This is a genomic window from Marinobacterium alkalitolerans (genome assembly GCF_017776525.1).
GTDB classification, from domain to species: Bacteria; Pseudomonadota; Gammaproteobacteria; order Pseudomonadales; family Balneatricaceae; genus Marinobacterium; species Marinobacterium alkalitolerans.
The window spans coordinates 1-21,519 of the sequence record NZ_JACVEW010000003.1; the positions used below are offsets into that span (position 1 = coordinate 1).

Annotated in this window: 19 protein-coding genes; 17 read left to right on the forward strand and 2 right to left on the reverse strand. The window is 58.2% G+C overall.

What is annotated here, in order from left to right:
* Positions 1-179: 179 nt before the first annotated feature.
* Together H9C73_RS02280 and H9C73_RS02285 are read right to left on the reverse strand one after the other, a co-directional pair.
* Positions 180-1,169: a TRAP transporter substrate-binding protein gene (locus H9C73_RS02280; protein WP_209286364.1), complete on the reverse strand. Its 990-nt coding sequence runs from the start codon at positions 1,167-1,169 to the stop codon at positions 180-182.
* A 157-nt stretch (positions 1,170-1,326) separates the two neighbouring features.
* On the reverse strand, positions 1,327-1,713 hold the full coding sequence (locus H9C73_RS02285) for a 5-carboxymethyl-2-hydroxymuconate Delta-isomerase (protein WP_209286169.1): 387 nt from the start codon (positions 1,711-1,713) through the stop codon (positions 1,327-1,329).
* Positions 1,714-2,031: 318 nt separating this feature from the next.
* On the opposite strand from H9C73_RS02285, the gene hpaH reads away from it, so the two are divergent.
* The 17 genes from hpaH to H9C73_RS02370 all read left to right on the forward strand — a co-directional run bounded on the left by hpaH (position 2,032) and on the right by H9C73_RS02370 (position 21,501).
* Entirely contained in the window at positions 2,032-2,835 is an 804-nt protein-coding gene (gene hpaH / locus H9C73_RS02290) for a 2-oxo-hept-4-ene-1,7-dioate hydratase (RefSeq protein ID WP_209286170.1), read from the forward strand.
* A gap of 17 nt (positions 2,836-2,852) precedes the next feature.
* Complete coding sequence (hpaI, locus tag H9C73_RS02295; RefSeq protein ID WP_209286171.1) at positions 2,853-3,659, forward strand: 4-hydroxy-2-oxoheptanedioate aldolase; 807 nt, start codon at positions 2,853-2,855, stop codon at positions 3,657-3,659.
* A 29-nt stretch (positions 3,660-3,688) separates the two neighbouring features.
* Entirely contained in the window at positions 3,689-4,357 is a 669-nt protein-coding gene (locus H9C73_RS02300; RefSeq protein WP_209286172.1) for a fumarylacetoacetate hydrolase family protein, read from the forward strand.
* A 3-nt stretch (positions 4,358-4,360) separates the two neighbouring features.
* Complete coding sequence (locus H9C73_RS02305) at positions 4,361-5,143, forward strand: fumarylacetoacetate hydrolase family protein (RefSeq protein ID WP_209286173.1); 783 nt, start codon at positions 4,361-4,363, stop codon at positions 5,141-5,143.
* Positions 5,144-5,209: 66 nt separating this feature from the next.
* Entirely contained in the window at positions 5,210-6,745 is a 1,536-nt protein-coding gene (gene hpaE, locus H9C73_RS02310; RefSeq protein WP_209286174.1) for a 5-carboxymethyl-2-hydroxymuconate semialdehyde dehydrogenase, read from the forward strand.
* Positions 6,746-6,829: 84 nt separating this feature from the next.
* Positions 6,830-7,756, forward strand: a complete 927-nt coding sequence (gene hpaA / locus H9C73_RS02315) for a 4-hydroxyphenylacetate catabolism regulatory protein HpaA (RefSeq protein WP_209286175.1) — start codon at positions 6,830-6,832, stop codon at positions 7,754-7,756.
* Between the two features lie 20 nt (positions 7,757-7,776).
* On the forward strand, positions 7,777-9,102 hold the full coding sequence (locus tag H9C73_RS02320; protein WP_209286176.1) for a hypothetical protein: 1,326 nt from the start codon (positions 7,777-7,779) through the stop codon (positions 9,100-9,102).
* A gap of 32 nt (positions 9,103-9,134) precedes the next feature.
* The gene (gene hpaR / locus H9C73_RS02325) at positions 9,135-9,557 is read left to right on the forward strand and encodes a homoprotocatechuate degradation operon regulator HpaR (protein WP_209286177.1); all 423 of its coding nucleotides are present in this window, start codon (positions 9,135-9,137) and stop codon (positions 9,555-9,557) included.
* Positions 9,558-9,734: 177 nt separating this feature from the next.
* Entirely contained in the window at positions 9,735-10,586 is an 852-nt protein-coding gene (gene hpaD / locus H9C73_RS02330) for a 3,4-dihydroxyphenylacetate 2,3-dioxygenase (protein WP_209286178.1), read from the forward strand.
* A 95-nt stretch (positions 10,587-10,681) separates the two neighbouring features.
* The gene (locus H9C73_RS02335) at positions 10,682-12,112 is read left to right on the forward strand and encodes an aldehyde dehydrogenase family protein (protein ID WP_209286179.1); all 1,431 of its coding nucleotides are present in this window, start codon (positions 10,682-10,684) and stop codon (positions 12,110-12,112) included.
* Positions 12,113-12,115: 3 nt separating this feature from the next.
* Positions 12,116-13,297: a multidrug effflux MFS transporter gene (locus H9C73_RS02340; RefSeq protein WP_209286180.1), complete on the forward strand. Its 1,182-nt coding sequence runs from the start codon at positions 12,116-12,118 to the stop codon at positions 13,295-13,297.
* 76 nt (positions 13,298-13,373) lie between these two features.
* Positions 13,374-14,300: a 3,4-dihydroxyphenylacetate 2,3-dioxygenase gene (hpaD, locus tag H9C73_RS02345; protein WP_209286181.1), complete on the forward strand. Its 927-nt coding sequence runs from the start codon at positions 13,374-13,376 to the stop codon at positions 14,298-14,300.
* Positions 14,301-14,467: 167 nt separating this feature from the next.
* Positions 14,468-15,655, forward strand: coding sequence for a Bcr/CflA family multidrug efflux MFS transporter (locus H9C73_RS02350; protein ID WP_209286182.1), 1,188 nt, complete (start codon positions 14,468-14,470; stop codon positions 15,653-15,655).
* A gap of 216 nt (positions 15,656-15,871) precedes the next feature.
* Positions 15,872-17,041 (forward strand): p-hydroxyphenylacetate 3-hydroxylase oxygenase component, encoded by a 1,170-nt coding sequence (locus tag H9C73_RS02355; RefSeq protein WP_209286183.1) that lies wholly within the window; start codon positions 15,872-15,874, stop codon positions 17,039-17,041.
* Between the two features lie 165 nt (positions 17,042-17,206).
* Entirely contained in the window at positions 17,207-18,145 is a 939-nt protein-coding gene (locus H9C73_RS02360) for a p-hydroxyphenylacetate 3-hydroxylase reductase component (RefSeq protein WP_209286184.1), read from the forward strand.
* 172 nt (positions 18,146-18,317) lie between these two features.
* Complete coding sequence (locus tag H9C73_RS02365; protein ID WP_209286185.1) at positions 18,318-19,052, forward strand: helix-turn-helix transcriptional regulator; 735 nt, start codon at positions 18,318-18,320, stop codon at positions 19,050-19,052.
* A gap of 145 nt (positions 19,053-19,197) precedes the next feature.
* A complete protein-coding gene (locus tag H9C73_RS02370) occupies positions 19,198-21,501 on the forward strand; it encodes a putative bifunctional diguanylate cyclase/phosphodiesterase (RefSeq protein ID WP_209286186.1) in 2,304 nt (767 codons plus the stop codon).
* The last annotated feature ends 18 nt before the right edge of the window (positions 21,502-21,519 follow it).

Below are 21,519 nucleotides of genomic sequence, written 5' to 3' on the forward strand. Positions count from 1 at the left end.
AGCTCGGTGCCGCCGTGCAGCGGGCTGTTGAACAGGTAACGGCCAACCACGTCGACACAGGTCAACGCCATCAGGCCGAACAATACCAGTGCGGATACACCTTCCAGAAAAAGGGCCAGCCAGGCGACAGGCCCCTTTTCGTCATAGTGCTCCTTGATCCAGGCAGCAAATGACATGGATTACTCCTGCTTCTGCGCTTCATACTCGCGTGCGATGGCGCGCAGCTCTTCCAGAGCGGCAGCAGCATCGACACCACGGTCAGCTACACTGTCGATCCAGGCCTGATCCATGCCCTTGATCATGTTTTGGAATTCAAGCGTCATCGGGTCATTCGGGCCCAGTTCTTTTACGCTTACACCGGCGGCACGGGCGGCTTCAAAGCCATCCACGTCTGCCTGATCCCAGGCGCGACCGGCCAGAGCAGACAGTTTTTCACCGGAAACGCTCAGGATCGCTTCAGCGTCTTTCGGGTCCAGGTCTTCTAGGAAGTATGGATCGATGAACATGGAGAAACTGCCCAGGTACATGCCGCCCGGAAAGACGGTCAGGTTCGGCGCCACTTCATGCAGGCGCAGAGACTTCTGCTCGGTGACCGGCATGAACACGCCGTCAATTACGCCCTGCTGCAGCATTTCATACACCTTGGACCCCGGTGCCGCGACCGGCGTGATACCCATGCGCTCGCCCAGCTCGGTCTGAACACCGCCACCGATGCGAATTTTCTTGCCCTTGAGGTCATCGAAACTGTTGATCGGGTCGATGGTATGGATCTGGCCCGGGCCGTGCGTAAAGGTCCCCAGCAGTTTCAGCCCGACGAACTCATTGGCATCGTTGAAGTATTTCTGCTGGGTGCGCCAGAGGGCAACGGACGCCGCCTCGGCACTGACACCCAGCCCCGGCAGTTCAACCGCAACCGGCAGTGAAAAACGGCCCGGCACATAGCCGTGGTAGCTCCAGCCAGCGTTGATTACGCCATCTTCCACCAGCTGAAAATAGGTTTTGGGGTGGCCCACATCCTGTTCGATCTTGACTTTAACGCGCCCTTCCGTGGCTTCTTCAACCCATTCTGCCCAGGTCGGCCATACAACTGAATTCATCGGATTACCCGGTGGTTGCCAGGTCCCTACAATCAGCGTGATTTCAGCCGAGGCAGAAGCTGAAACGGACATACCCAGCGCCAGCGCTGCGGCACCCGCCAGGGATTTGAAGAATTTCTTCACGGTTGATCTCCCGGTTCTACAATCTGTTGCTACTTGGTTGATGCCGGTTTCCGGCTTGTCGTTATCAGGTGTTGCTTGAGGGGCGGCGTCCAGGCGCCCCGGGGTTTCAGTCTTTCTTGAACAGCGGATGAATATTGTTCTTGTTGAACTTGAGCACCGGGTCCAGCTCCGTCATTTCAAACGAAATCTGTACATAGCTGTCATCGGTGATCGGCTTCATCCAGTCACAGAGGATTTTGAAAACCTGTTCAGCCACCTCTTTCTTCAACGCCATATCCCGGCCGTGACCGATCTTGAGGTTGAGATTGAGAAAGGCAAAATCGTCTCGACCATCCGCCACGCGAAAGTCGTCACAACGGATTGCACGGCTGCGCACCCCGCCAATCGGAAACGCGCCCGTGGACACTACATACTCATGCAGGTCTTTGAAAAGCGCTTGAAAATCAAGGCGGTCGTGCAGATTGCCTGAGTATTCGACAATGAAGTGAGGCATCTCGAAACTCCCCTTATCGGTTCACTGGACCCTTGATCCGAGGCACGAAAATGACTTCGGTCAAAAGACAAACAGCGCGAATCTAATTAACATATTAACTGTTGTCAACAAGATTGCAGTTGCAACATTTTCCTGTTGGACACCGGTGATCAAGCTATAACTGTAGTTGACTCACGCGGGTATTGACTTAGTTAAGATGTTAACTAAAATGCAAATCAAGATGACCTGTGCCTTGCCGGTTCGGCGCCCCGCGCGTCACCAAGCACCCAACGCGCACAGATACAAACCTCAACGGACAACAAGAAGGTGCTGTCGAGCATGTTGAATAAAGAGCAGATCAAGGCCGCCGCTGATCGCCTGTACGAAGCCGAAGTAAACCGCAAGCAGATTCCGGCCCTGACGCTGGAACATTCCGACATGACCATGGAGGATGCCTATGCCATCCAGAAAGCCTGGGTGGATCGCAAGGTTGCAGAAGGCCGCAAGGTGATCGGCTACAAGATCGGCCTGACATCACGTGCGATGCAGATGTCTTCCAACATCGACGAGCCTGATTACGGTGTACTGCTGGATGACATGCTGTTTGACGATGGCGCCACCATCAAGGCGTCCGATTTTCTGGACCCGCGCATCGAAGTGGAACTGGCCTTCATTCTGAAGAAGCCGCTGTTCGGCGAAAACGTCACCATCTTCGATGTAATCGAAGCCACCGACTATGTCATTCCGTCTCTGGAACTGATCGCCGCACGCTGCCTGCGTACCGACCCGGAAACCGGTTACACCCGCAAGGTATACGACACCATCTCTGACAACGCGGCCAACGCCGGTATCGTCATGGGCGGCCGTCCGATCAAGCCGATGGATATCGACCTGCGCTGGGCCGGCTGCATGCTGTACCTGAACGGCCAGATTGAAGAGACCGGCCTGGCCGGCGGTGTACTGGGCAACCCGCTCAAGGGCATCACCTGGGTCTGCAAGCGCTTTGCTCCCCACGGTATTGGCCTGGAGCCCGGTCAGGTGATTCTGTCCGGCTCCTTCACCCGTCCGGTGCCGGTCAAGGCCGGTGACACCGTCCATGCCGACTTCGGCTCTCTGGGTGGCGTGACCCTGAACTTCGAATAATCGAAGGGAGCATTCACATGGAACTGCCAAAAAACCGTTTCAAGCAGGGCCTGGCCAGCGGCAACACCCAATACGGCCTCTGGCTGGGTCTGCCGGACAACAGTGCGGCTGAAATTGCTGCCGTTGCCGGTTTCGACTGGTTGCTGATCGATGGCGAACACGCCCCCTTCGATCTGCGCACCATCATGTCACACCTGCAGGCCATGGCCCCTTACGACGTAGCCCCCATTGTGCGCTGCGTCGAAGGTGATACCGCCTTGATCAAGCAGCTGCTGGACATCGGCGTGCAGACGCTGCTGGTGCCGATGGTGGAAACCGCCGAGCAGGCGGCTCAACTGGTGCAGGCGGTACGCTACCCGCCACAGGGTATCCGTGGACTGGGCACCTCGCTGGCACGTGCGGCGCGCTGGAACCAGGTACCCGGCTACCTGAAAAACGCCAACGACGAAATCTGCCTGATCGTACAGGTGGAAACTGCCAGCGCCATGGAAAACCTGGATGCCATTCTGGAAGTGGACGGCGTCGACGGCGTATTCATCGGCCCGTCCGACCTGTCTGCCTCCATGGGCTACATCGGCGATGCCGGCAACCCGGTGGTGGTCGAAGCGATCAACACCGGCCTGAACAAGATTCGCGATGCCGGCAAATACGCCGGTCTGCTCTGTCTGGATCCGTCACTGGCAGAGTCCTATGTACAGCAGGGTGCCAATTTCGTGGGGGTCGGCGTCGACACCATGATTCTGGCCAATGAAACCCGCAAGCTGGCTCAGCGCTTCAAACAGGGCGCTCCGGTTGAAGACGAAAAACCTCAGGCCGGCTACTGATAACCGGTCATAACAAGAGAAGGTTAATCATGACTGCAAACACTCTGGTCAACAGCAAGCTGGTGTGTGTCGCGCTGAACGACAAGGCACAGCTCGCTGCCCTGGAGGGGACATTCAACGAAGCCCCTTACAAAAAGCCACCCACTCAGCCGGTTCTCTATTACAAGCCGCGCAACACCTGGAGTGTTGACGGTGCCGAGGTTGAATGGGCCAAGGACTTCGACGGCAACGATGTTGCCGAAATGGTCGTGGGCGCTAGCCTGGGCGTTGTGATCGGCAAGGAAACCTGCCGTGTATCCGCCGCAGACGCACTGGATTATGTGGGCGGCTACACCGTTGTTGCCGACTACTCTCTGCCGGAACAGAGCTACTACCGCCCGGACATCAAGGGCAAGTGCCTGGATACCTCTGCACCGGTCGGCCCCGAGATCGTTGCCGCCGACAAGGTCGCCACACCGGACAGCCTGAGCGTGGCGATCAAGGTGAACGGCGAACAGAAAAGCGCGTTCGACCTGGCCAACATGGAGCGCAGCATAGCTGAGCTGATCAGCACCATTTCACGCATCATGACCCTGCAGCCGGGCGAGATTATCGCGGTCGGTTTTGCCGGTGACCGTGTTGCTGTCGCCAAGGGTGACAAGGTTGAAGCAAGCATCGAGGGTGTCGGCACCCTGACTAACACGCTGGGAGGTGCCTGAGCCATGAGACACGCACGCATCATTTTTGACGGCCGCGAGCTGGACATCGACATCGACGCCAACGACCGCATCACCACGTCCGAGGGTGAAACACTGGACGTGGCGCTGGACTCGGACCAGATCACCTGGCTGCCGCCGGTGAAAGAGCCGGGCACCATCTTCGCGCTGGGCATCAACTATGCCGACCACGCCACCGAGCTGGCGTTCGAGCCGCCCAAAGAGCCACTGGTGTTCATCAAGCACGCCAACACGCTCACCGGCCACAAGCAGGTGAGCTACCGCCCTGACGGCATCGAATACCAGCATTACGAGTGTGAGCTGGTCGCGGTGATCGGCAAAAGCGGCAAGAACATCAAGCGTGAAGACGCGCTGGACTACGTGGCCGGTTACACCGTCTGCAACGATTTCGCCATTCGCGACTATCTTGAAAACTACTACCGCCCCAACCTGCGCGTGAAAAGCCGCGACTCCCTGCTGCCGATGGGCCCCTGGATCGTGGATACCGCGGATATTCCGAATGCCAACGCGCTGAAGCTGACCACAACGGTCAACGGCAAGCTGACTCAGGATGGCAGCACCAAGGACATGATCTTTGACGTGCCGTTCATCATTGAATACCTGAGCAAGATCATGACCCTCAACCCGGGCGACATGATCTGCACCGGCACACCGCACGGCATCGTGGACTGCCAGCCGGGCGATACCATCGTTTGTACGATTGAAGATGTCTGCTCCCTCGAGACCCGCATGGTCAGCGAGCAGAAATTCTACGGCGACAAATACTGAGATTGACCCCGTCCCGGGCGCCGACAAGCATTCGGCCCCGGGATCCAATCGAACGGGAGACATACAATGAGCGACACTCTGCAAACCAATCTGGAACGCGCACAGCAGTACCTGGAGCGCTTCAAGAACAACACCACCGGCCACTTCATCAACGGTGAGTTCACGCTGGGCAACGGCGGCAGCGAATACGACAACGTTACGCCGACCGACAACAGCAGCATCGGCAAGATCATGGCCGGCTCCGTGGCTGACATGGATGCTGCCTGTGAAGCCGCCGAGAATGCGTTTGAAGAATGGGCGTCCATGCCCGGTGCCGAGCGCAAGCGCCTGCTGAACAAGTTTGCCGACCGTCTGGTTGAGCGTGCCGACGAAATCGCACTGGTCGAGTCCATGGACTGTGGTCAGCCGATCCGCTTCATGAAGCAGGCCGCCCTGCGTGGCGCAGCCAACTTCCGATTCTTCGCCGACAAGGCACCGGAAGCGCAGAACGGCTTGGCACTGCACCAGGATGAGCACACCAACTACACCATCCGCAAGGCGATCGGCCCGGTCGGTATCATCACGCCGTGGAACACGCCGTTCATGCTGTCCACCTGGAAGATCGCACCGGCGCTGGCCGCTGGCTGTACGGTTGTCCACAAGCCGGCTGAACTGACGCCGCTGAGCGCCTACATCCTGGCGGAAATCGCTGAAGAAGTACTGCCCAAGGGCGTCTGGAACATGGTCAACGGCTTCGGTGAAAGCGTCGGCAAGCGCATGACCGAACACCCGGCCATCAAGGCGGTTGCCCTGGTCGGCGAATCTGCCACCGGTTCTCACGTCATGCGTCAGGGCGCTGACACCCTGAAGCGCATGCACTTCGAGCTGGGCGGCAAGAACCCGGTGATCGTATTCGACGATGCCGACTTCGAGCGTGCGCTGGATGCTGTCGTCTTCATGATCTACAGCCTGAACGGCCAGCGCTGCACCTCTTCCAGCCGCCTGCTGATCCAGAGCGGTATCCGTGACAAGTTCATCGCGGCACTGGAGCAGCGTGTACAGAACCTGCGCGTGGGTCACTCTCTGGACCCGAACACCGAAGTTGGCCCGCTGGTGCACGTTGAGCACTACAACAAGGTACTGAGCTACTTCGATATCGCCAAGGAAGATGGTGCCAAGACAGCCGTGGGCGGTCAGCGCATCACCGAAGCGACCAACAATATCGACCCGGCCGGCAACTACCTGACGCCGACCCTGTTCACCGATGCCAACAACAAGATGCGCATCGCACAGGAAGAGATCTTTGGCCCGGTACTGACCGCTATTACCTTCGATACCGAAGAGGAAGCGATCGCCATCGCCAACGATACCGAATACGGTCTGTCCGGTTACATCTGGACCGAGAACACCGGCCGCGCCATGCGCATGGCCAAGCACGTCGAAGCCGGCATGCTGTGGGTGAACTCCGAGAACAACCGTAACCTGCCGTCTCCGTTCGGTGGCATCAAGATGTCCGGCATCGGTCGTGACGGTGGCGACTGGAGCTTCGACTTCTACATGGAAACCAAGAACGTCTGCATCGCGCACGGTACTCACCGCGTGCCGACACTGGGCAAGCACTGATCCTGCCCTGATGACGTGACAGCCGCACCCTCGTGCCGTACGCACGGGGGTTCGGCCCCTCCTCCCTTCTGTTATAGTCGCCTCATGAGCGAACACTCACACAGCGAATGGATTCCCAACATCATCCTGGGACAGGATTATGATCGCCGCTATCTGGATGCGCCGATCCACTATGATGTGCTGGAAAATCTGGCGGCCTTTTATGGCCGTGACATGCCCGTTCACCGTCACGCCCAGTACCTTCAGATTCACTACATCGACCGAGGCAAGGTCAGTTTTCATATTGATGATCAGGTGTATCGCGCCGAAGGCCCCTGCCTGGTACTGACGCCCCCGTCCATGCCACACTCGTTCCTGACCGAGCCCGAGGCTCAGGGGCACGTACTGACCATTCATCAGTCAATCGCCTGGCAACTGCTCAAGGACGGCCTGCAACAGGAGATGGATACGGAGTTCAACCGCGGTCTCTGCATCGTGCGGGACGAGCTGGACGATGAACAGCGCCTGCAATGGCCCCTGATTACGCAGACCTTTCGCAACCTCAAGCTGGAATGGTTCCGCGAACGACCTGCCAAGCGGCTGACGCTGCATACTCTGGTCCGACTGCTGCTGATCCAGATCAGCCGCCTGTCGCCGAAGGAAGCGGAAAGCACACCGGTCAATAACGAAGACCTGCGCATCTTTCGTCATTTTTCCGACCTGATCGAAGAGCATTTCCGTGAGCACTGGCACCTGCCCGCCTATACCGAGGCACTGGGAATCTCTGAAAGCCGGTTACACCAGATCTGCCAGCGCGTGTCCAACCGCTCACCCAAGAAGCTGATCCACGATCGCATCATCCAGGAGACCAAGCGACTACTGGTATTCAGCGATCTGCCGGGCAGTGACATCTGTTACCAGCTCGGCTTCAGTGACCCGGCCTACTTCTCCCGTTTTTTCAAGCGTCATACCGGTGTGACAGCACAACAGTTCCGCCAGACACACAAAAAGGACAACTGGACTACTAATTAACATATTAATAAAATGGCGACATGAAAGACGCCGTTTTGACATCCCGCCTCTTTATCACCAGCCGTGAAAACCTCTCCGGCATGCTGATTTTTGCCACTCTGGTCATGGCACTGCTGGACAGTTTCGCGCTGGCTGAACTGACGTCAGCCGCCAGCCTGACCGCCTGGGGCTTTGTCGCACTGGAATTTTCGCGCCTGACCCACAAACAGCGGCTCCCCATTTACCTGCTGCTGGGCGCCGGCACCCTGTTTGCTGCCTGGGCCTGGTGGGCCGGGGCGCATTTCAGCGTCATGGACCTGCTCAGCGAACATCTGAAGCTGGCCATGCTGCTGGCAGCCGTCAATTTCATTCGCCTGAGTACGCGGCTTCACACCGCTTCCGGGCAGCCGGGCATGCGCAGCTTTGTCACTACCCTCGGGGGAATGCACCTGCTTTCATCGGTGGCGAACTTTTCCTCCATGCTGCTAGTCGGCGAACAGCTCAAGCGTGATGCCCGGCTTTCAGCGCTCTCAAGCATCATTCTTGCCCGCGGCTTCAGCCTGGCCGTGCTCTGGTCACCTTTTCTGAGCATCCTACCACTGGTGCTGGAACAGGTACCGGGCACATCTCTGCACAGTATCTATCCCTTTACGCTGGGGCTGGCGCTTTTCGGCCTGTTTTTCACGCTGCTGGACGCACGCCTGAGGCACGGAACAGAACTGGCGCACTATGAGGGCTATCCGCTCACCCGTGCCACGCTGAGCCTGCCGATGGCCTTGATCGCCGCCATTCTGACCGTTTCATGGCTCTGGCCCTCGCTGTCCACGGTCGCCGTCGTCTCCCTGATGGCGTTGACGACGCCGCTGCTGCTGTTGTGCTTGCGTAACGGCCCCACCTCGGCCTTGAAGCAGGGCGCCAGCCATATCCTGAACCGCCTGGCCGATACCCGCGGCGAAATCAGTCTGTTCCTGAGCGCCGGTTTTCTCGCGGCCGCCGTCAAGGCCTGTCTGAACGCGGGCCTGTTCAGTCTGCCATTTACCGACACCAGTCCACATGTGGCGGTGCTGGTCATGTGGAGCATCACCCTGCTGGCCCACCTGGGCATTCACCAGTTTGCGCTGGTGGCCATTTTTGCCGGCATGCTGGCCGACGTCACCACGTCACCGACCCAGATGGCGATCGCGTATATCATGGCCACCTCAATCTCCATGTCCGGCAGTCTGTTCAGCGGCGTCAATTTTATTCTTCAGGCCCGTTTCAACTGCACCGGGCGGGGAATATTGCGCACGAACCTGCCCTATTCGTTTATGATGCTGCTTGCAGCTACGGCGCTGATCTATATGATGCAGCTTCTGGGCATCCACTGATGCCGGATCACAGACCTGAAACTGATGAACTCATGCGTAAATACGAAGACTCCATTCCACTGAAACTGCTCAAGGCCCGTGAAGTCACCATGGCCTTTTTCCGTCCCGTATTGCAGGAAATCCCGCTCACAGAACAGCAGTGGCGCGTGATTCGAGCGCTGTATGAGTACGAGGAGCTGGAGTCGAAACAGCTGGCCGAGCTGTGCTGTATTCTCAGCCCCAGTCTGACCGGGATCATCAGCCGCCTCGAGCAGCAGGGCTACATCCAGCGCCGCCGCTCCCCCGAGGACCAGCGCCGGGTACTGATCAGCCTGACCGAAGAAGCCAAGTCGATGTTCGAGCGCATCAGCCCGACACTGGAAGCGACCTACCAGGAAATCACGCGCCAGTTCTCGCCCGAGAACATGGAGCAGCTGGACAATCTGCTGAACAAGCTCTGCCAGATCAAACCCTGACCCCTGTCAATAATCCCTTCGTTTGTTGAACGACTCCTCTTTCGGGGAGTCGTTGACATTAGATAACATGTTAACTAGCATTACTTAACATGTTAACAAAGTACGGGTTAGCATAGGGCATGATCGGTTGTCCACTGAGGCTCAGGCTTCAGCCCGTCAAAATAAGAAGGTGTGACCATGGGCGAAATCGTATTAGCTGCAAAAATTACTCACGTACCCACCATGCTGCTGTCCGAACAGCCGGGCAAGCTGCAGGGCTGCCGCCAGCAGGCCATCGATGGTCAGCGCGAGATCATGCGCCGCGCGCGCGAAGCCGGGGCGGATACCGTGATCGTTCTGGACACCCACTGGCTGGTGAACGCCGGTTACCACATCAACAGCAATAGCCGCTTCAAGGGCTGCTTTACCAGCCATGAGTTCCCGCACTTTATCCAGAACCTGGAATATGATTACCGCGGCAACCCCGAGCTGGGCGACGCCATTGCTGCCAAGGCAACCGAGAAGGGCGTGTTCACCCTGTCGCACCAGGTCGAAACACTGGACCTCGAATATGGCACTCTGGTGCCCATGCACTTCATGGAACCGGGTGACATGCCGATCGTCTCCATCGCGGCCTGGTGCACCGTGCACAGCCTGGAGTCCTCTCGCAAGCTGGGCGAGGCGATCACCGAGGCCGTGAAGGAAAGCGATGCCAAGGTATTGCTGCTGGCCTCCGGTTCCCTGTCACACAAGATCTGGGAAAACGACCTGTACGAAGCCAATAACGGTACCTTCACCATTTCCCGCGAGTTCAACCGCCAGGTTGACCTGCGTGTGCTGGAACTCTGGCAGAACGGTGAAATCGATACCTTCCTGAAGATGCTGCCGGAATATGCCGAGTACTGCTGCGGTGAAGGCGGCATGCACGACACGGCCATGCTGTTCGGTGCACTGGGCTGGGACAAGTACACCGGCAAGGGCGAACTGATCGGTGAATACTTCCCGAGCTCCGGTACCGGCCAGGCAAACGTCGTGTTCCCGATTGACTGAGTTAAGCACTACCCGCCTCCGGCCAGCGCCGGAGGCCATACAAAAAACATCGAAATATAACCCAACACTCATATAAGCAGGCGGAGACAGATCTCATGCTGCAAGCATCTTACCCCTACTACCTGGCCAATGAAGCCCAGACGCCGAACCAGGATCTGGCAGTCACTGACAAGTTCAGCGGCGAAGTCGCAACCCGTGTTGCCATGGCAGACGCGGCGGCCATCGACCAGGCCATCGCGGCTGCTGATGCGGCTACCGAGCCGATGCGCAAGCTGCCGGCACACAAGCGTCAGGCCATCCTGAACCACTGCGTCAAGCGCTTTGAAGAACGTGCTGAGGAACTGGCCGTTGCGCTGTGCATTGAAGCCGGCAAGCCGATCAAGGATGCTCGCGGCGAAGTCACCCGCCTGATCGACACCTTCCGTATCGCAGCGGAAGAAGCCACTCGCATCGGCGGTGAAGTGGTGCCGATGGATATCAGCCCCCGTGCCGAAGGCTACACCGGCATGTGGAAGCGCGTGCCCATCGGTCCCTGCTCCTTCATTTCACCGTTCAACTTCCCGCTGAACCTGGCGGCACACAAGGTTGCACCTGCCATTGCCGCCGGCTGCCCCTTCATTCTGAAGCCCGCCAGCCTGACGCCGATCGGTGCCATCATCATTGGTGAAGTGCTGGCGGAAACCGACCTGCCCAAGGGCGCGTTCTCCATTCTGCCCTGTCACCGTGACGGCGCCGACCTGTTCACCACTGACGACCGTCTGAAGCTGCTGAGCTTCACCGGCTCTCCGGATGTGGGCTGGCAGCTGAAGGCCAAGGCCGGCAAAAAGCCGGTGGTTCTGGAGCTGGGTGGCAACGCTGCCTGTGTCGTCGACGAAGGCACCGACATCGATGATGCCGTTGCTCGCATCGTCTTTGGCGCTTACTACCAGTCCGGCCAGAGCTGCATCAGCGTACAGCGCATCATGGTGCATGAAGCCCACTATGACGAAGTGCGCGAGAAGCTGGCCGCGGCCGTCAACGGTCTGGTACACGGCGACCCGAAAGAGGAAGACACCTTTATCGGTCCGATGATTTCCGAAAAGGAAGCGACCCGTCTGCACAATTGGGTGCTGGAAGCCAAGGAAGCCGGCGCGACCGTACTGGCCGGCGGCGAGCGCGAAGGCGCCATGCTGCAGGCAACGCTGCTGGAGAACGTGGACCCGGCTCAGAATGTCTGCACTCAGGAAGCCTTCGGTCCGGTTGCTATCCTGTCCAAATTCAGCGACTTTGACGCCGCGCTGGAAGAGGTCAACAACTCCGACTTCGGCCTGCAGGCCGGCATCTTCACCCGCGACATCTACAAGATCCAGAAAGCCTGGAACGAGCTGGAAGTGGGTGGTGTTGTCATCGGTGACGTACCGTCCTGGCGTGTGGACCACATGCCCTACGGCGGCGTGAAAGACAGTGGTCTGGGTCGTGAAGGTGTGCGTTATGCCATCGAAGACATGACCGAACTGCGTCTGCTGGTCGTGCGCGACCCCAGCTAAACGATGAGACCGACGCCCGCCCTGCCCCTGCTGGTTGCCATCGCCATGGCAAGCCCGCTGGCACTGAATGCATTCGTGCCGGCGATGCCTGATGCTGCGCAGGCGCTGGGCGCCGATATCGGCACCATTCAGCTGACCTTTACCGCCTACCTGCTCACCCTGGCGTTCGGTCAGCTGATCTCGGGGCCGCTGGCAGACTACTTCGGGCGTCGCCCGGTACTGCTGGTCGGGCTTGGCCTGCATGTGACCGGCAGTCTGCTGGCCGCGTCAGCCGAAGGGGTCATGGCACTGGTTGCAGGGCGAGTCCTGCAGGCACTGGGCGGTAGTACCGCCATGGTGCTGGCCCGTACCATCATTCTGGATGTACATGGCCGCGCCGGGGCGGCAGGTCGCATGGGTTACGTGGTGATGGCGATCGCCATCGCCCAGTCCATCGCACCGGCTCTGGGGGGCTATCTAAACCTCTGGGGTGGCTGGAACGCCATTTTCTACCTGTCGGTCCTCATGGGCGGGGTGGTCTGGCTACTGGCGCTGCGTCTGTTGCCCGAAACCTGTACCGACACCAGTGAGAACCTGCACTTGGGTCGTGTGCTGCGCAGCTATACTGAAGTATTGGGATCACGACAATACTTGGGCTATGCACTCTCGACCACCTGTATCGCCAGTGCCTTTTACCTGTTTGTCGGCAGCGCCCCCTATGTGGTTGTGAACCAGCTGGGTGGCACCTCGGCCGACTTCGGCACCTGGTTCCTGGCGGTCTCGCTGGCATTCATGCTGGGGAGCTTCTGCTCCACCCGGCTGGCCGGACGCTTCAGCGTCGATCAGGTGGTGCTGCTGGGCAATGGGCTCTCGTTGCTGGGCGCACTGGCACTGGTGATTCTGGCTCTGCAGAACAGCCTGAGCTTTTCAACGCTGTTTCTGCCCATGGCGTTGGTGACCTTCGGGCGCGGCCTGAGCCAGCCCAATGCACAATCGGCCGCCATCAGCTGCTCTTCCGGTGCAGCCGCCACGGCCTCCGGGCTGATGGGATTCATCCAGCTGATGACCGGCGCCGCCATCGCACAGCTGGTGCCACTGCTGCTGGAGTGGGGTCTGGTGCCCCTGTTTGTCTGCATTTTGCTGGCCCCGATACTGGCACTGATTGCGCACTGGAGCGCACATCGTTCGAGCACCGGCACCGTCTGAAGATGCACCGCTCGAACCCACGAGTTTTGAAACAGGGGCTACCCGGCCCCGTCGTCATAAGAAAGAGGTAAGCCTCATGGGTAAACTTGCATTAGCTGCAAAAATTACACACGTTCCGTCCATGTACCTGTCGGAGCTGGACGGCCCCAAGAAGGGCTTCCGTCAGGCCGCGATCGATGGTCATAAAGAGATTGGCCGCCGCTGTCGCGAACTGGGCGTGGATACCATTGTGGTATTCGATACGCACTGGCTGGTGAACGCCAGCTACCACATCAACTGTGGTGCCCACTTCAAGGGCAATTACACCAGTAACGAGCTGCCCCACTTCATTTCCAACATGGAATTTGAAATGGACGGCAACCCGGAGCTGGGCAAATTGCTGGCTGAAGAGTGTAACGCTCAGGGCGTTGAGACACTGGCACACGCCGATACCACACTGGACCCGGAATATGGCACTCTGGTGCCCATGCGTTACATGAACGAAGACCAGCACTTCAAGGTGGTTTCCGTTTCAGCCATGTGTACTGTTCACTACCTGAACGACAGTGCGCGTCTGGGCTGGGCCATGCGCAAGGCGATCGAAGAGAAGTATGACGGCACCGTGGCCATTCTGGCCTCCGGCTCCCTGTCACACCGCTTCGCCCAGAACGGTCAGGCGCCGGATTTTGCGACCAGAACCTGGTCTCCGTTCCTGGAGCGCCTGGACCACGAAGTGGTGCGCATGTGGGAAAATGCCGAATGGGAAGACTTCTGCGAAATGCTGCCTGAATATGCAGTCAAGGGTCACGGTGAAGGCTTCATGCACGACACGGCCATGCTGCTGGGTGCGCTGGGCTGGTCTGAATACGACCAGAAAGTGGAAGTACTGACACCCTACTTCGGCAGCTCCGGCACCGGTCAGATCAACGCCGTATTCCCGGTATCACCGGTCAGTGGCGACAAGGTTCCGGGGCCTCAGGCATCCGTAACCAAGACGTTTGAACCCGGCTCCAGCCGCGTTTAACGTTCAGCTCCTTTCTCCCCGCGACGGCCTGCCTCTGCAGGCCGTTCGTGTTTCTGGCCAACACTAAAGACACAAGCACCTGCGCCCGGGTTTTATTTAATATATTAAATATATTCCGAGCGGTGCTAAAATCCCCCCAGTGATATTTACAGTTTTCGGGAGACCTCATGTCATCGGTAGCCAACCCCCATCGTTTGATCGTGCTGCTGGCCGCGCTCGTTGCGTTTGGCCCCCTTTCGATCGATATGTACCTGCCCAGCCTGCCTCTGATCGCCGAAGATCTTGCAGCCCCCGAGTCCAGTATCCAGCTCACCATCAGCGCCTTTCTGATCGGTCTGTTTATCGGCATGCTGTTTTACGGCCCGCTGTCGGACAAGTTCGGGCGGCGCGGACTGCTGTTGGGGGGGATCAGCCTCTATCTGGTCGCCAGTATCGGCTGTATCCTCGCTGACAGCGCCGACTGGCTGATCGCTGCCCGCTTCCTGCAGGCGCTGGGGGCTGCTGCCGCCTCCGTGCTCGCCCGTGCCATCGTTCGCGACCTCTTTCCCGTTAATGAGGCGGCACGCGTACTCTCGCTGATGCACCTGGTTACCATGATCGCCACTCTGATCGCCCCGCTGCTGGGCGGCTACCTGATTCTGATATCCGGCTGGCGCTCGCTGTTCATGGTGCTGTTCGGCTTTGCCGCACTCATGCTGCTGCTCAGTGCCTGGAAAATTCCCGAAACACACCACGGTGACTCACGCAACGCCAGCATTCTGGCGGTCTTCAAGGCCTACCTGCACATCGGGGCCCAACCCGTTGCGCTGGGGTATATCCTCTGCATGTCGCTCTGCTTTGCCGGCATGTTCGCCTATATCACGGGCTCGCCCTTTATCTACATCGAATACTTCGGTGTGGAGCCCCAGCATTTTGCCTGGCTGTTCAGCCTGAATATCGGTGGCATCATTGTGCTGGTGAGCCTTAATGCACGCTACGTTAGACAGATCGGCACCCAGAAACTGCTGGTCGCGGCGGCGGCACTGGCGGCCATTTCCGGTGGCGTACTGGTGTTTGCAGGCCTGACCGGCACCGGAGGTCTGGGTCTGATCGTGGCCGCCCTGCTGGGCTATGTCAGCGTCACCGGCGTCATGGGCGCCAACTGCATGGCCAGCCTGCTTTCGCGCTATCCGGAGCAGGCCGGCGCCGCAGCAGGGCTGGCGGTGGCAACCCAGTTCGGTCTGGGTGCCTTGGCCAGCTCCGCAACCAGCCGCCTGCACGATGGCACGCCCCTTCCCATGGCATTGATCATCGGTCTCACCGCACTGGGCTGCCTGTTGGCACTGATCCCGACACGCCACTCCAAACCTACCTGATATTGCCTGTCTACAGTGAAAGAGGCTCTCGGAATTGGGGCCTCTTTTACAGAAAAGTGCAATAACAAGCCAGAATATTACATTTCCTGCAGCGCCTCGGCACCGCATAATCGGCTAAATCCTAACGGGTTACCGTTGTGTTACTTGGTGCACTCTCAGTCTACCCAACTGCTCACAAGTAACCGGATACCAATTATTAGAAGAGAGACGATCCTGATGACTATGCAGAATCCGATGCTTGAGAAGCTCAAAGAGATCCTCCCGGCCATTCGTGAAAATGCCAGCAAGGCAGAAGAGATGCGTATGGTGCCGCAGGAAAACATCGACATGCTGCACGGCATCGGCCTGAACCGTGCCTTCCTGCCCAAAGCCTATGGCGGTCTGGAAATGAGCCTGCCGGAATTTACCGACTGCATCGCCGCGCTGGCCGGTGCCTGCTGCTCCACCGCATGGGCCTACAGCCTGCTGTGTACCCATAACCACCAGATGGCCATGTTCCCCAAGGAAGCTCAGGATGAGTTCTGGGGTGAGAACCCTGATACCGTAGCCTCCAGCTCCATCGCGCCCTTCGGCAAGCATGAAGAAGTGGAAGGCGGCATCATCTTCACGGGTGACATGAAGTGGAGCTCCGGTGTCGACCACGCTCAGTGGATCATCGTCGGCTTCAATCGCTTCAACGATGCAGGCGAAAAGGTCTACAGCTTCGCCGTCATCCCCAAGAAAGACTTCACCATCATCGACGACTGGTACTCAGCCGGCATGCAGGGCAGCGGCACCAAAACCGCCCGCATTGAAGGCGTATTCGTACCCGAGCACCGCATTCAAGCGGCTGCCGATATGATGGAAGGCCGTCACGCCGGTCGCCCGCTGTACCCGGACAGCAAGATCTTCCACACGCCGTACCGTCCGTACTTCGCCTGTGGCTTCGCTGCCATGAGCCTGGGTGTGGCCGAGCGCATGATCGAAGTCTACAAGGAAATGACCAAGAACCGCGTACGCGCCTACACCGGTGCACAGGTGAAAGAGTCCATTCCGCCGATTCTGCGCATCGCCGAGTCTTACCAGCAGGTCTGTGCCGCGCGCGCTTACCTCGAAAAGACCTGGAACGAACACAAGGAGTACGGCGAGCGTCACGAGTATCCGGACCGCTACACGCTGGCGCACTGGCGTACCAACCAGGCATACGCCATCAAGATGTGTGTTGAAGCCGTTAACCGTCTGTGGGCCGTAATGGGCGCGTCCAACTGGCTGGCTGATCGTGAAGGCCAGCGTCTGTGGCGCGAGTCCAACATGACCGCAGCCCACGCGTACACCGATTATGATGTCTGTGCACAGATCATCGGTCGTGAAATCCTGGGTCTGGAGCCGGATCCCACCCTGCTCTGATCCCTTTCGGACACGGCATGTCCCCGGGCGCACACGCGTGTGCGCCCTGTCCCTGTCTATCCGGGACTCTCAGCAAAACCGACAGGCGAACTCCTTGCCTGTAGCCTCTCCATGTCATGTACGGTTTTGCCAACCATCACAAGAACCCAACATCCAGGTGATGATATGAGCAATCAAGTCACTGAATTCGATCCCAAAGCCTTTCGCCGCGCTCTGGGCAACTTTGCCACCGGTATCACGGTTATTACCGCTCAGACCCCTGAGGGTGAAAAGACCGGTGTTACCGCCAACAGCTTCAACTCCGTTTCTCTGGAGCCGCCGCTGATTCTGTGGAGCATCGACAAGCGCTCCGGCAGCTGCGAAATTTTCGAGAAGGCAACGCATTTTGCCGTCAACATCCTGGCCGCAGACCAGATTGACGTATCCAATCACTTTGCCCGTCCCAGTGACGACAAGTTTGCCGGTGTGGAGTACAGCGAAGGATTTGGTAATGCACCGATCCTGCCGCATACCTCTGCCTGCTTTCAGTGCGAATCCTATGAAACCGTCGATGGCGGTGATCACTGGATCCTGATCGGCAAGGTTGTGGCCTTTGAAGATGCCGGACGTGCCCCGCTGGTCTACCATCAGGGCAGCTACTCGGTAGTGATGCCCCACTCTCGCTTCCCGGCTCAGAAAGAGGAGCAAACGGAAGCGGTCCAGAAGCTGGAAGGCCGCCTGAGTGACAACCTCTACTACCTGATGACTCAGGCCGTACGCAGCTACCAGGCCGACTACGCGCCTCTGCAGCTTTCCACCGGCCTGCGCACCAGTGAAGCACGCATGCTGATGGTCCTGCAGCAAACCCCGGAACTCTGCCTCAAGGATCTGCTGAAAGAGGTCAACATGCCGCAGATCGAGGTCAACGAAGCCGCCGAGATCCTGCAGCGCAAGGGACTGATTCAGTTTGCCAATGAGTGCTACACCATCACCGACAAGGGGGTAGAGCAGGCAGAAGCGCTCTGGCGCCTGGCCCAGGAAGAGCAGGACAAGATGTTCAGCCAGTTCAGCGATGACGAACTGGCCACGTTCAAGAAGATTCTGAACAGCATCGCCAGCAAGTAACAGAGCCTGTCTCTGTTTCCAACCGGGCGGCTCTCGAGCCGCCCACTGGCCGGGTCTACGGGCTGAATTAGACGGCAGCCTTCGCAACAACCCGGCCACCTCATCTGCTATTATCTCCCTCAGCGAACCCCTCCGCGCTGTCGAGCGCCGCACCACCCGCTGGAGATACACCATGCCCGAACCGTCCGACTGGATGCCCTCTGAACAGGTTTTGCACGTTCTGGAAACGCTGGGAACAACCCGTTTTTATGATGTATTCCTCGATTGGCTGCAGGCCGCCTTTGGTACAGAGCAGTGCATGGTGTTTTTCTGCCCGGACGGCCGCAAGGTGTCCACCCTGATCTACAAGGATTACGCTCAGGCCTCCTCCGGCAAACGGCTGGCAGAAGCCTATGTGACCGAGCGCCATTACCTGCAGGACCCCAATTTTCAGCGCCTCAAAACCATCGCGCCGGAACAGGTTGAGGTGGTGCGATTCAATTCGGTGAGCGACAACCTGGGGCTGCACTATCGCAAGGCCTTTTTTGAACAACCCGGCTTCACCGACAAGATCTCCGTGCTTCGCGGGACCTCTGAGGGCAGTTACTACATCAACCTGTACCGGCGTGATCCGGGCTTTGATACGCGGTTTGACGATGAAAGTTTTACCCAAAGAGTCTGTGCCCTGACCAGTATTCTGGTCTGCAAACACTTCCAGCTGAACGAAAGCCTGCGTATGGAGGGACCGCTTGCGTTTCTGTCAGAACGCGAGCAGCAGGTGTGCAGAGCTGTGTTGCGGGGCAGGAAAAACGAAGCGATCGCAGCCGAGCTGGATGTAGCCGTCAGCAGCGTCATTACCTACCGCAAGCGCGCCTATGAAAAGCTCGGCATCTCCAGCCGGGCCCAATTGTTTGAACTGTGCCAGTAATGCCTTTGGCCGATTGACCCATAATGCGGTCTTCTAACGTACTATAATGAGTGAACGAATCGCTATTCAGTCCGTGTGCATTCGCCGGGATTCAATGTCTATTCCATCAATGCGGATGACTAACGACTGAAAACGGGAATGTGCAATGGCCCTGATCAAGCGCAACATATGGACTTTGTTCTGGCTGGTTTTGCTGGGCGGAGCGCTGTTGTTAGCCGTTATTCTGCATAACCGTTGGCACACCATCTACAACAGCTATGAAACCTACCACAAGAACCGCGCTGAGCTGGTTGCCCAGTCCGTCGACAGCGTTCTGAGAACCCAGGAGCTGGTGCTGGACGTGGTGGGGCGTGAGCTGCTCAATTCAAACGAAATGCTGAACACCAGCAAAAAACTCCCCTTGCTGGACCATGTACTGGCAGTCAATAAAGATCTGATCGGGTTTGGCCTTGCCCGTACCGATGGACAACTGGTCCGGGTCAGCTCCAATCTGGACCCGAACAAGCTCCCTAACCTGCGAACCCACCCGCCAACGGCGGAAAGCTTCATGCAGGCCATGGACTCCCACCTGATGGTACTGGGGCGTACCTACTACCTTGAAGCGCAGGGCGCCTGGATCATCCCCATCCGCAAGGCCCTGCGGGATGCCAGCGGTCAGGTTATTGCAGTGATGACTGGGGGGCTGCAACAGGGCACAGGCGACAGCGTGTTCGGGCGCAAATTGCATGACGGGCCTTATGACAGCGTTATGCTGTTCCGCGAAGTGGATGGCTACATTCAGTACATGTCCCGTGACGAGATCAGCCCCACCATCTATTCCAGCCCCTGGACCACCATGGAGCAACGCCGCCTGAACCGGGAGGAGTTTGAACAGGATCTGGGCATGTCAGTGGCCGAAGTCAAACGCAGTGATGATGCCATTGCCGTCACGACTCAGCGCCGTGGCGAGCGCTTTATGACAGCCGCCATTTTCAATCCCCGCTACCAGCTCTGGGTCATTTCCGAAACCCGGCTGAAGCCGATCTGGAGTGATTTCTTCAGCACATTTATCCAATACGTGCTTATTTTTCTGGTGATCGCTGCCATTCTGCTCTATCTGTTCCGTATCATCGATGACGCGACACGCAAACGAAACCAGGAACTGTTTTACTACTCCACACACGATGACCTGACCGGCATTTTGAACCGCTCCGGCCTGTTGAACCGCCTGAACGAGCTGATGCTCGAGCAAACGCCCTTTAGCCTGGTGGTGATCAATATCGACAACTTCAAGGGGGTGAATGACCGTTACGGTCAGGAAGCCGGTGACGCCACTCTGGTGGAGTTCACCCGCCGACTGCAGTCCTTGCTGGAACCGGAAGACTGTCTTGCCCGGTTGGGTGGAGACGAGTTCGTGATCACCTCCAGCACAACCAACACGGCACGTCTGGAAGATGCGTGCCGCTCACTGGTGGAACTGCTCTCAAAGAGTTTCGACGTCGGGCATATCCGCCTGCAGGTCACTGCCAGTGTGGGTGTGGCCATGTACCCCAAGCATGGCGACTCTTCCAGCAAGCTGCTGCGCAGTGCTCACCTTGCACTGTACAAGTCGAAGCAGAGCCGGAACGCGGTCAACATTTATCGGACCGAAATGGAGATGGCGTATCTGCGCCGCATCACCGTCGAGCAGCGCCTGCGCCAGGCATTGAGCCGGGAAGAGCTGTTCATGGTATACCAGCCTCAGCTGGATGAGCATGAGCAGATCGTAGGCATGGAAGCGCTGGTGCGCTGGCATGACGAAGAGCTGGGGTTTGTCTCACCGGCCGAGTTTGTGGAAGTCGCCGAGCACAGCGGGTTGATGTTGGCACTGGGACGTTTCGTACTGGACACCAGTCTCAAGGAGTATGCGCTGCTGAAGCGTTCATCCGGTATATCACTGGACCTGGGTATCAATATCTCCGTGATTCAGTTTGAACAACCCGACTTCGTGAGCAACGTACTGAAAGCGCTGGACACCTGGCAGATTCCACCAGAGGAACTGGTACTGGAAGTGACCGAAACACTGGTCATGCACAACTTCGATCAGGTGGTCGAGACAGTTAAACGACTGCAGCAGGAAGGGATTCGTCTCTCCATGGACGACTTTGGCACCGGGTATTCGTCGCTGAGTCTGCTGCGAAAACTGCCCATTGATGAGCTCAAGATCGACAAGAGCTTTGTCGACAGCATGCTTGAAGATGAACGTGCCGCCAACACCATCCAGAGCATCATCTATATTGCCCGCAGCCACCATATGCATGTAGTAGTCGAAGGCGTCGAAATGGGTGCCCAGGCCAGTGCACTGGTCAAAATGGGCTGCAAGCGCTTTCAGGGATACTACTTCAGCCGCCCGGAACGGCTGGAGCGCATTCAGGAGATGCTGGACAGCAAGGCACTGTGTCCGCCAGAGTCTGAACCCACAACGGCCTGACGCCTGCCCTGTTGTTTC

What these genes read in the sequence shown, in the direction of transcription:
- H9C73_RS02280 (WP_209286364.1), bottom strand. Translation starts at nt 1,169, where the DNA reads ATGTCCGTTTCAGCTTCTGCCTCGGCTGAAATCACGCTGATTGTAGGG.
- H9C73_RS02285 (WP_209286169.1), bottom strand. Translation starts at nt 1,713, where the DNA reads ATGCCTCACTTCATTGTCGAATACTCAGGCAATCTGCACGACCGCCTT.
- hpaH (WP_209286170.1), top strand. Translation starts at nt 2,032, where the DNA reads ATGTTGAATAAAGAGCAGATCAAGGCCGCCGCTGATCGCCTGTACGAA.
- hpaI (WP_209286171.1), top strand. Translation starts at nt 2,853, where the DNA reads ATGGAACTGCCAAAAAACCGTTTCAAGCAGGGCCTGGCCAGCGGCAAC.
- H9C73_RS02300 (WP_209286172.1), top strand. Translation starts at nt 3,689, where the DNA reads ATGACTGCAAACACTCTGGTCAACAGCAAGCTGGTGTGTGTCGCGCTG.
- H9C73_RS02305 (WP_209286173.1), top strand. Translation starts at nt 4,361, where the DNA reads ATGAGACACGCACGCATCATTTTTGACGGCCGCGAGCTGGACATCGAC.
- hpaE (WP_209286174.1), top strand. Translation starts at nt 5,210, where the DNA reads ATGAGCGACACTCTGCAAACCAATCTGGAACGCGCACAGCAGTACCTG.
- hpaA (WP_209286175.1), top strand. Translation starts at nt 6,830, where the DNA reads ATGAGCGAACACTCACACAGCGAATGGATTCCCAACATCATCCTGGGA.
- H9C73_RS02320 (WP_209286176.1), top strand. Translation starts at nt 7,777, where the DNA reads ATGAAAGACGCCGTTTTGACATCCCGCCTCTTTATCACCAGCCGTGAA.
- hpaR (WP_209286177.1), top strand. Translation starts at nt 9,135, where the DNA reads ATGCGTAAATACGAAGACTCCATTCCACTGAAACTGCTCAAGGCCCGT.
- hpaD (WP_209286178.1), top strand. Translation starts at nt 9,735, where the DNA reads ATGGGCGAAATCGTATTAGCTGCAAAAATTACTCACGTACCCACCATG.
- H9C73_RS02335 (WP_209286179.1), top strand. Translation starts at nt 10,682, where the DNA reads ATGCTGCAAGCATCTTACCCCTACTACCTGGCCAATGAAGCCCAGACG.
- H9C73_RS02340 (WP_209286180.1), top strand. Translation starts at nt 12,116, where the DNA reads ATGAGACCGACGCCCGCCCTGCCCCTGCTGGTTGCCATCGCCATGGCA.
- hpaD (WP_209286181.1), top strand. Translation starts at nt 13,374, where the DNA reads ATGGGTAAACTTGCATTAGCTGCAAAAATTACACACGTTCCGTCCATG.
- H9C73_RS02350 (WP_209286182.1), top strand. Translation starts at nt 14,468, where the DNA reads ATGTCATCGGTAGCCAACCCCCATCGTTTGATCGTGCTGCTGGCCGCG.
- H9C73_RS02355 (WP_209286183.1), top strand. Translation starts at nt 15,872, where the DNA reads ATGACTATGCAGAATCCGATGCTTGAGAAGCTCAAAGAGATCCTCCCG.
- H9C73_RS02360 (WP_209286184.1), top strand. Translation starts at nt 17,207, where the DNA reads ATGAGCAATCAAGTCACTGAATTCGATCCCAAAGCCTTTCGCCGCGCT.
- H9C73_RS02365 (WP_209286185.1), top strand. Translation starts at nt 18,318, where the DNA reads ATGCCCGAACCGTCCGACTGGATGCCCTCTGAACAGGTTTTGCACGTT.
- H9C73_RS02370 (WP_209286186.1), top strand. Translation starts at nt 19,198, where the DNA reads ATGGCCCTGATCAAGCGCAACATATGGACTTTGTTCTGGCTGGTTTTG.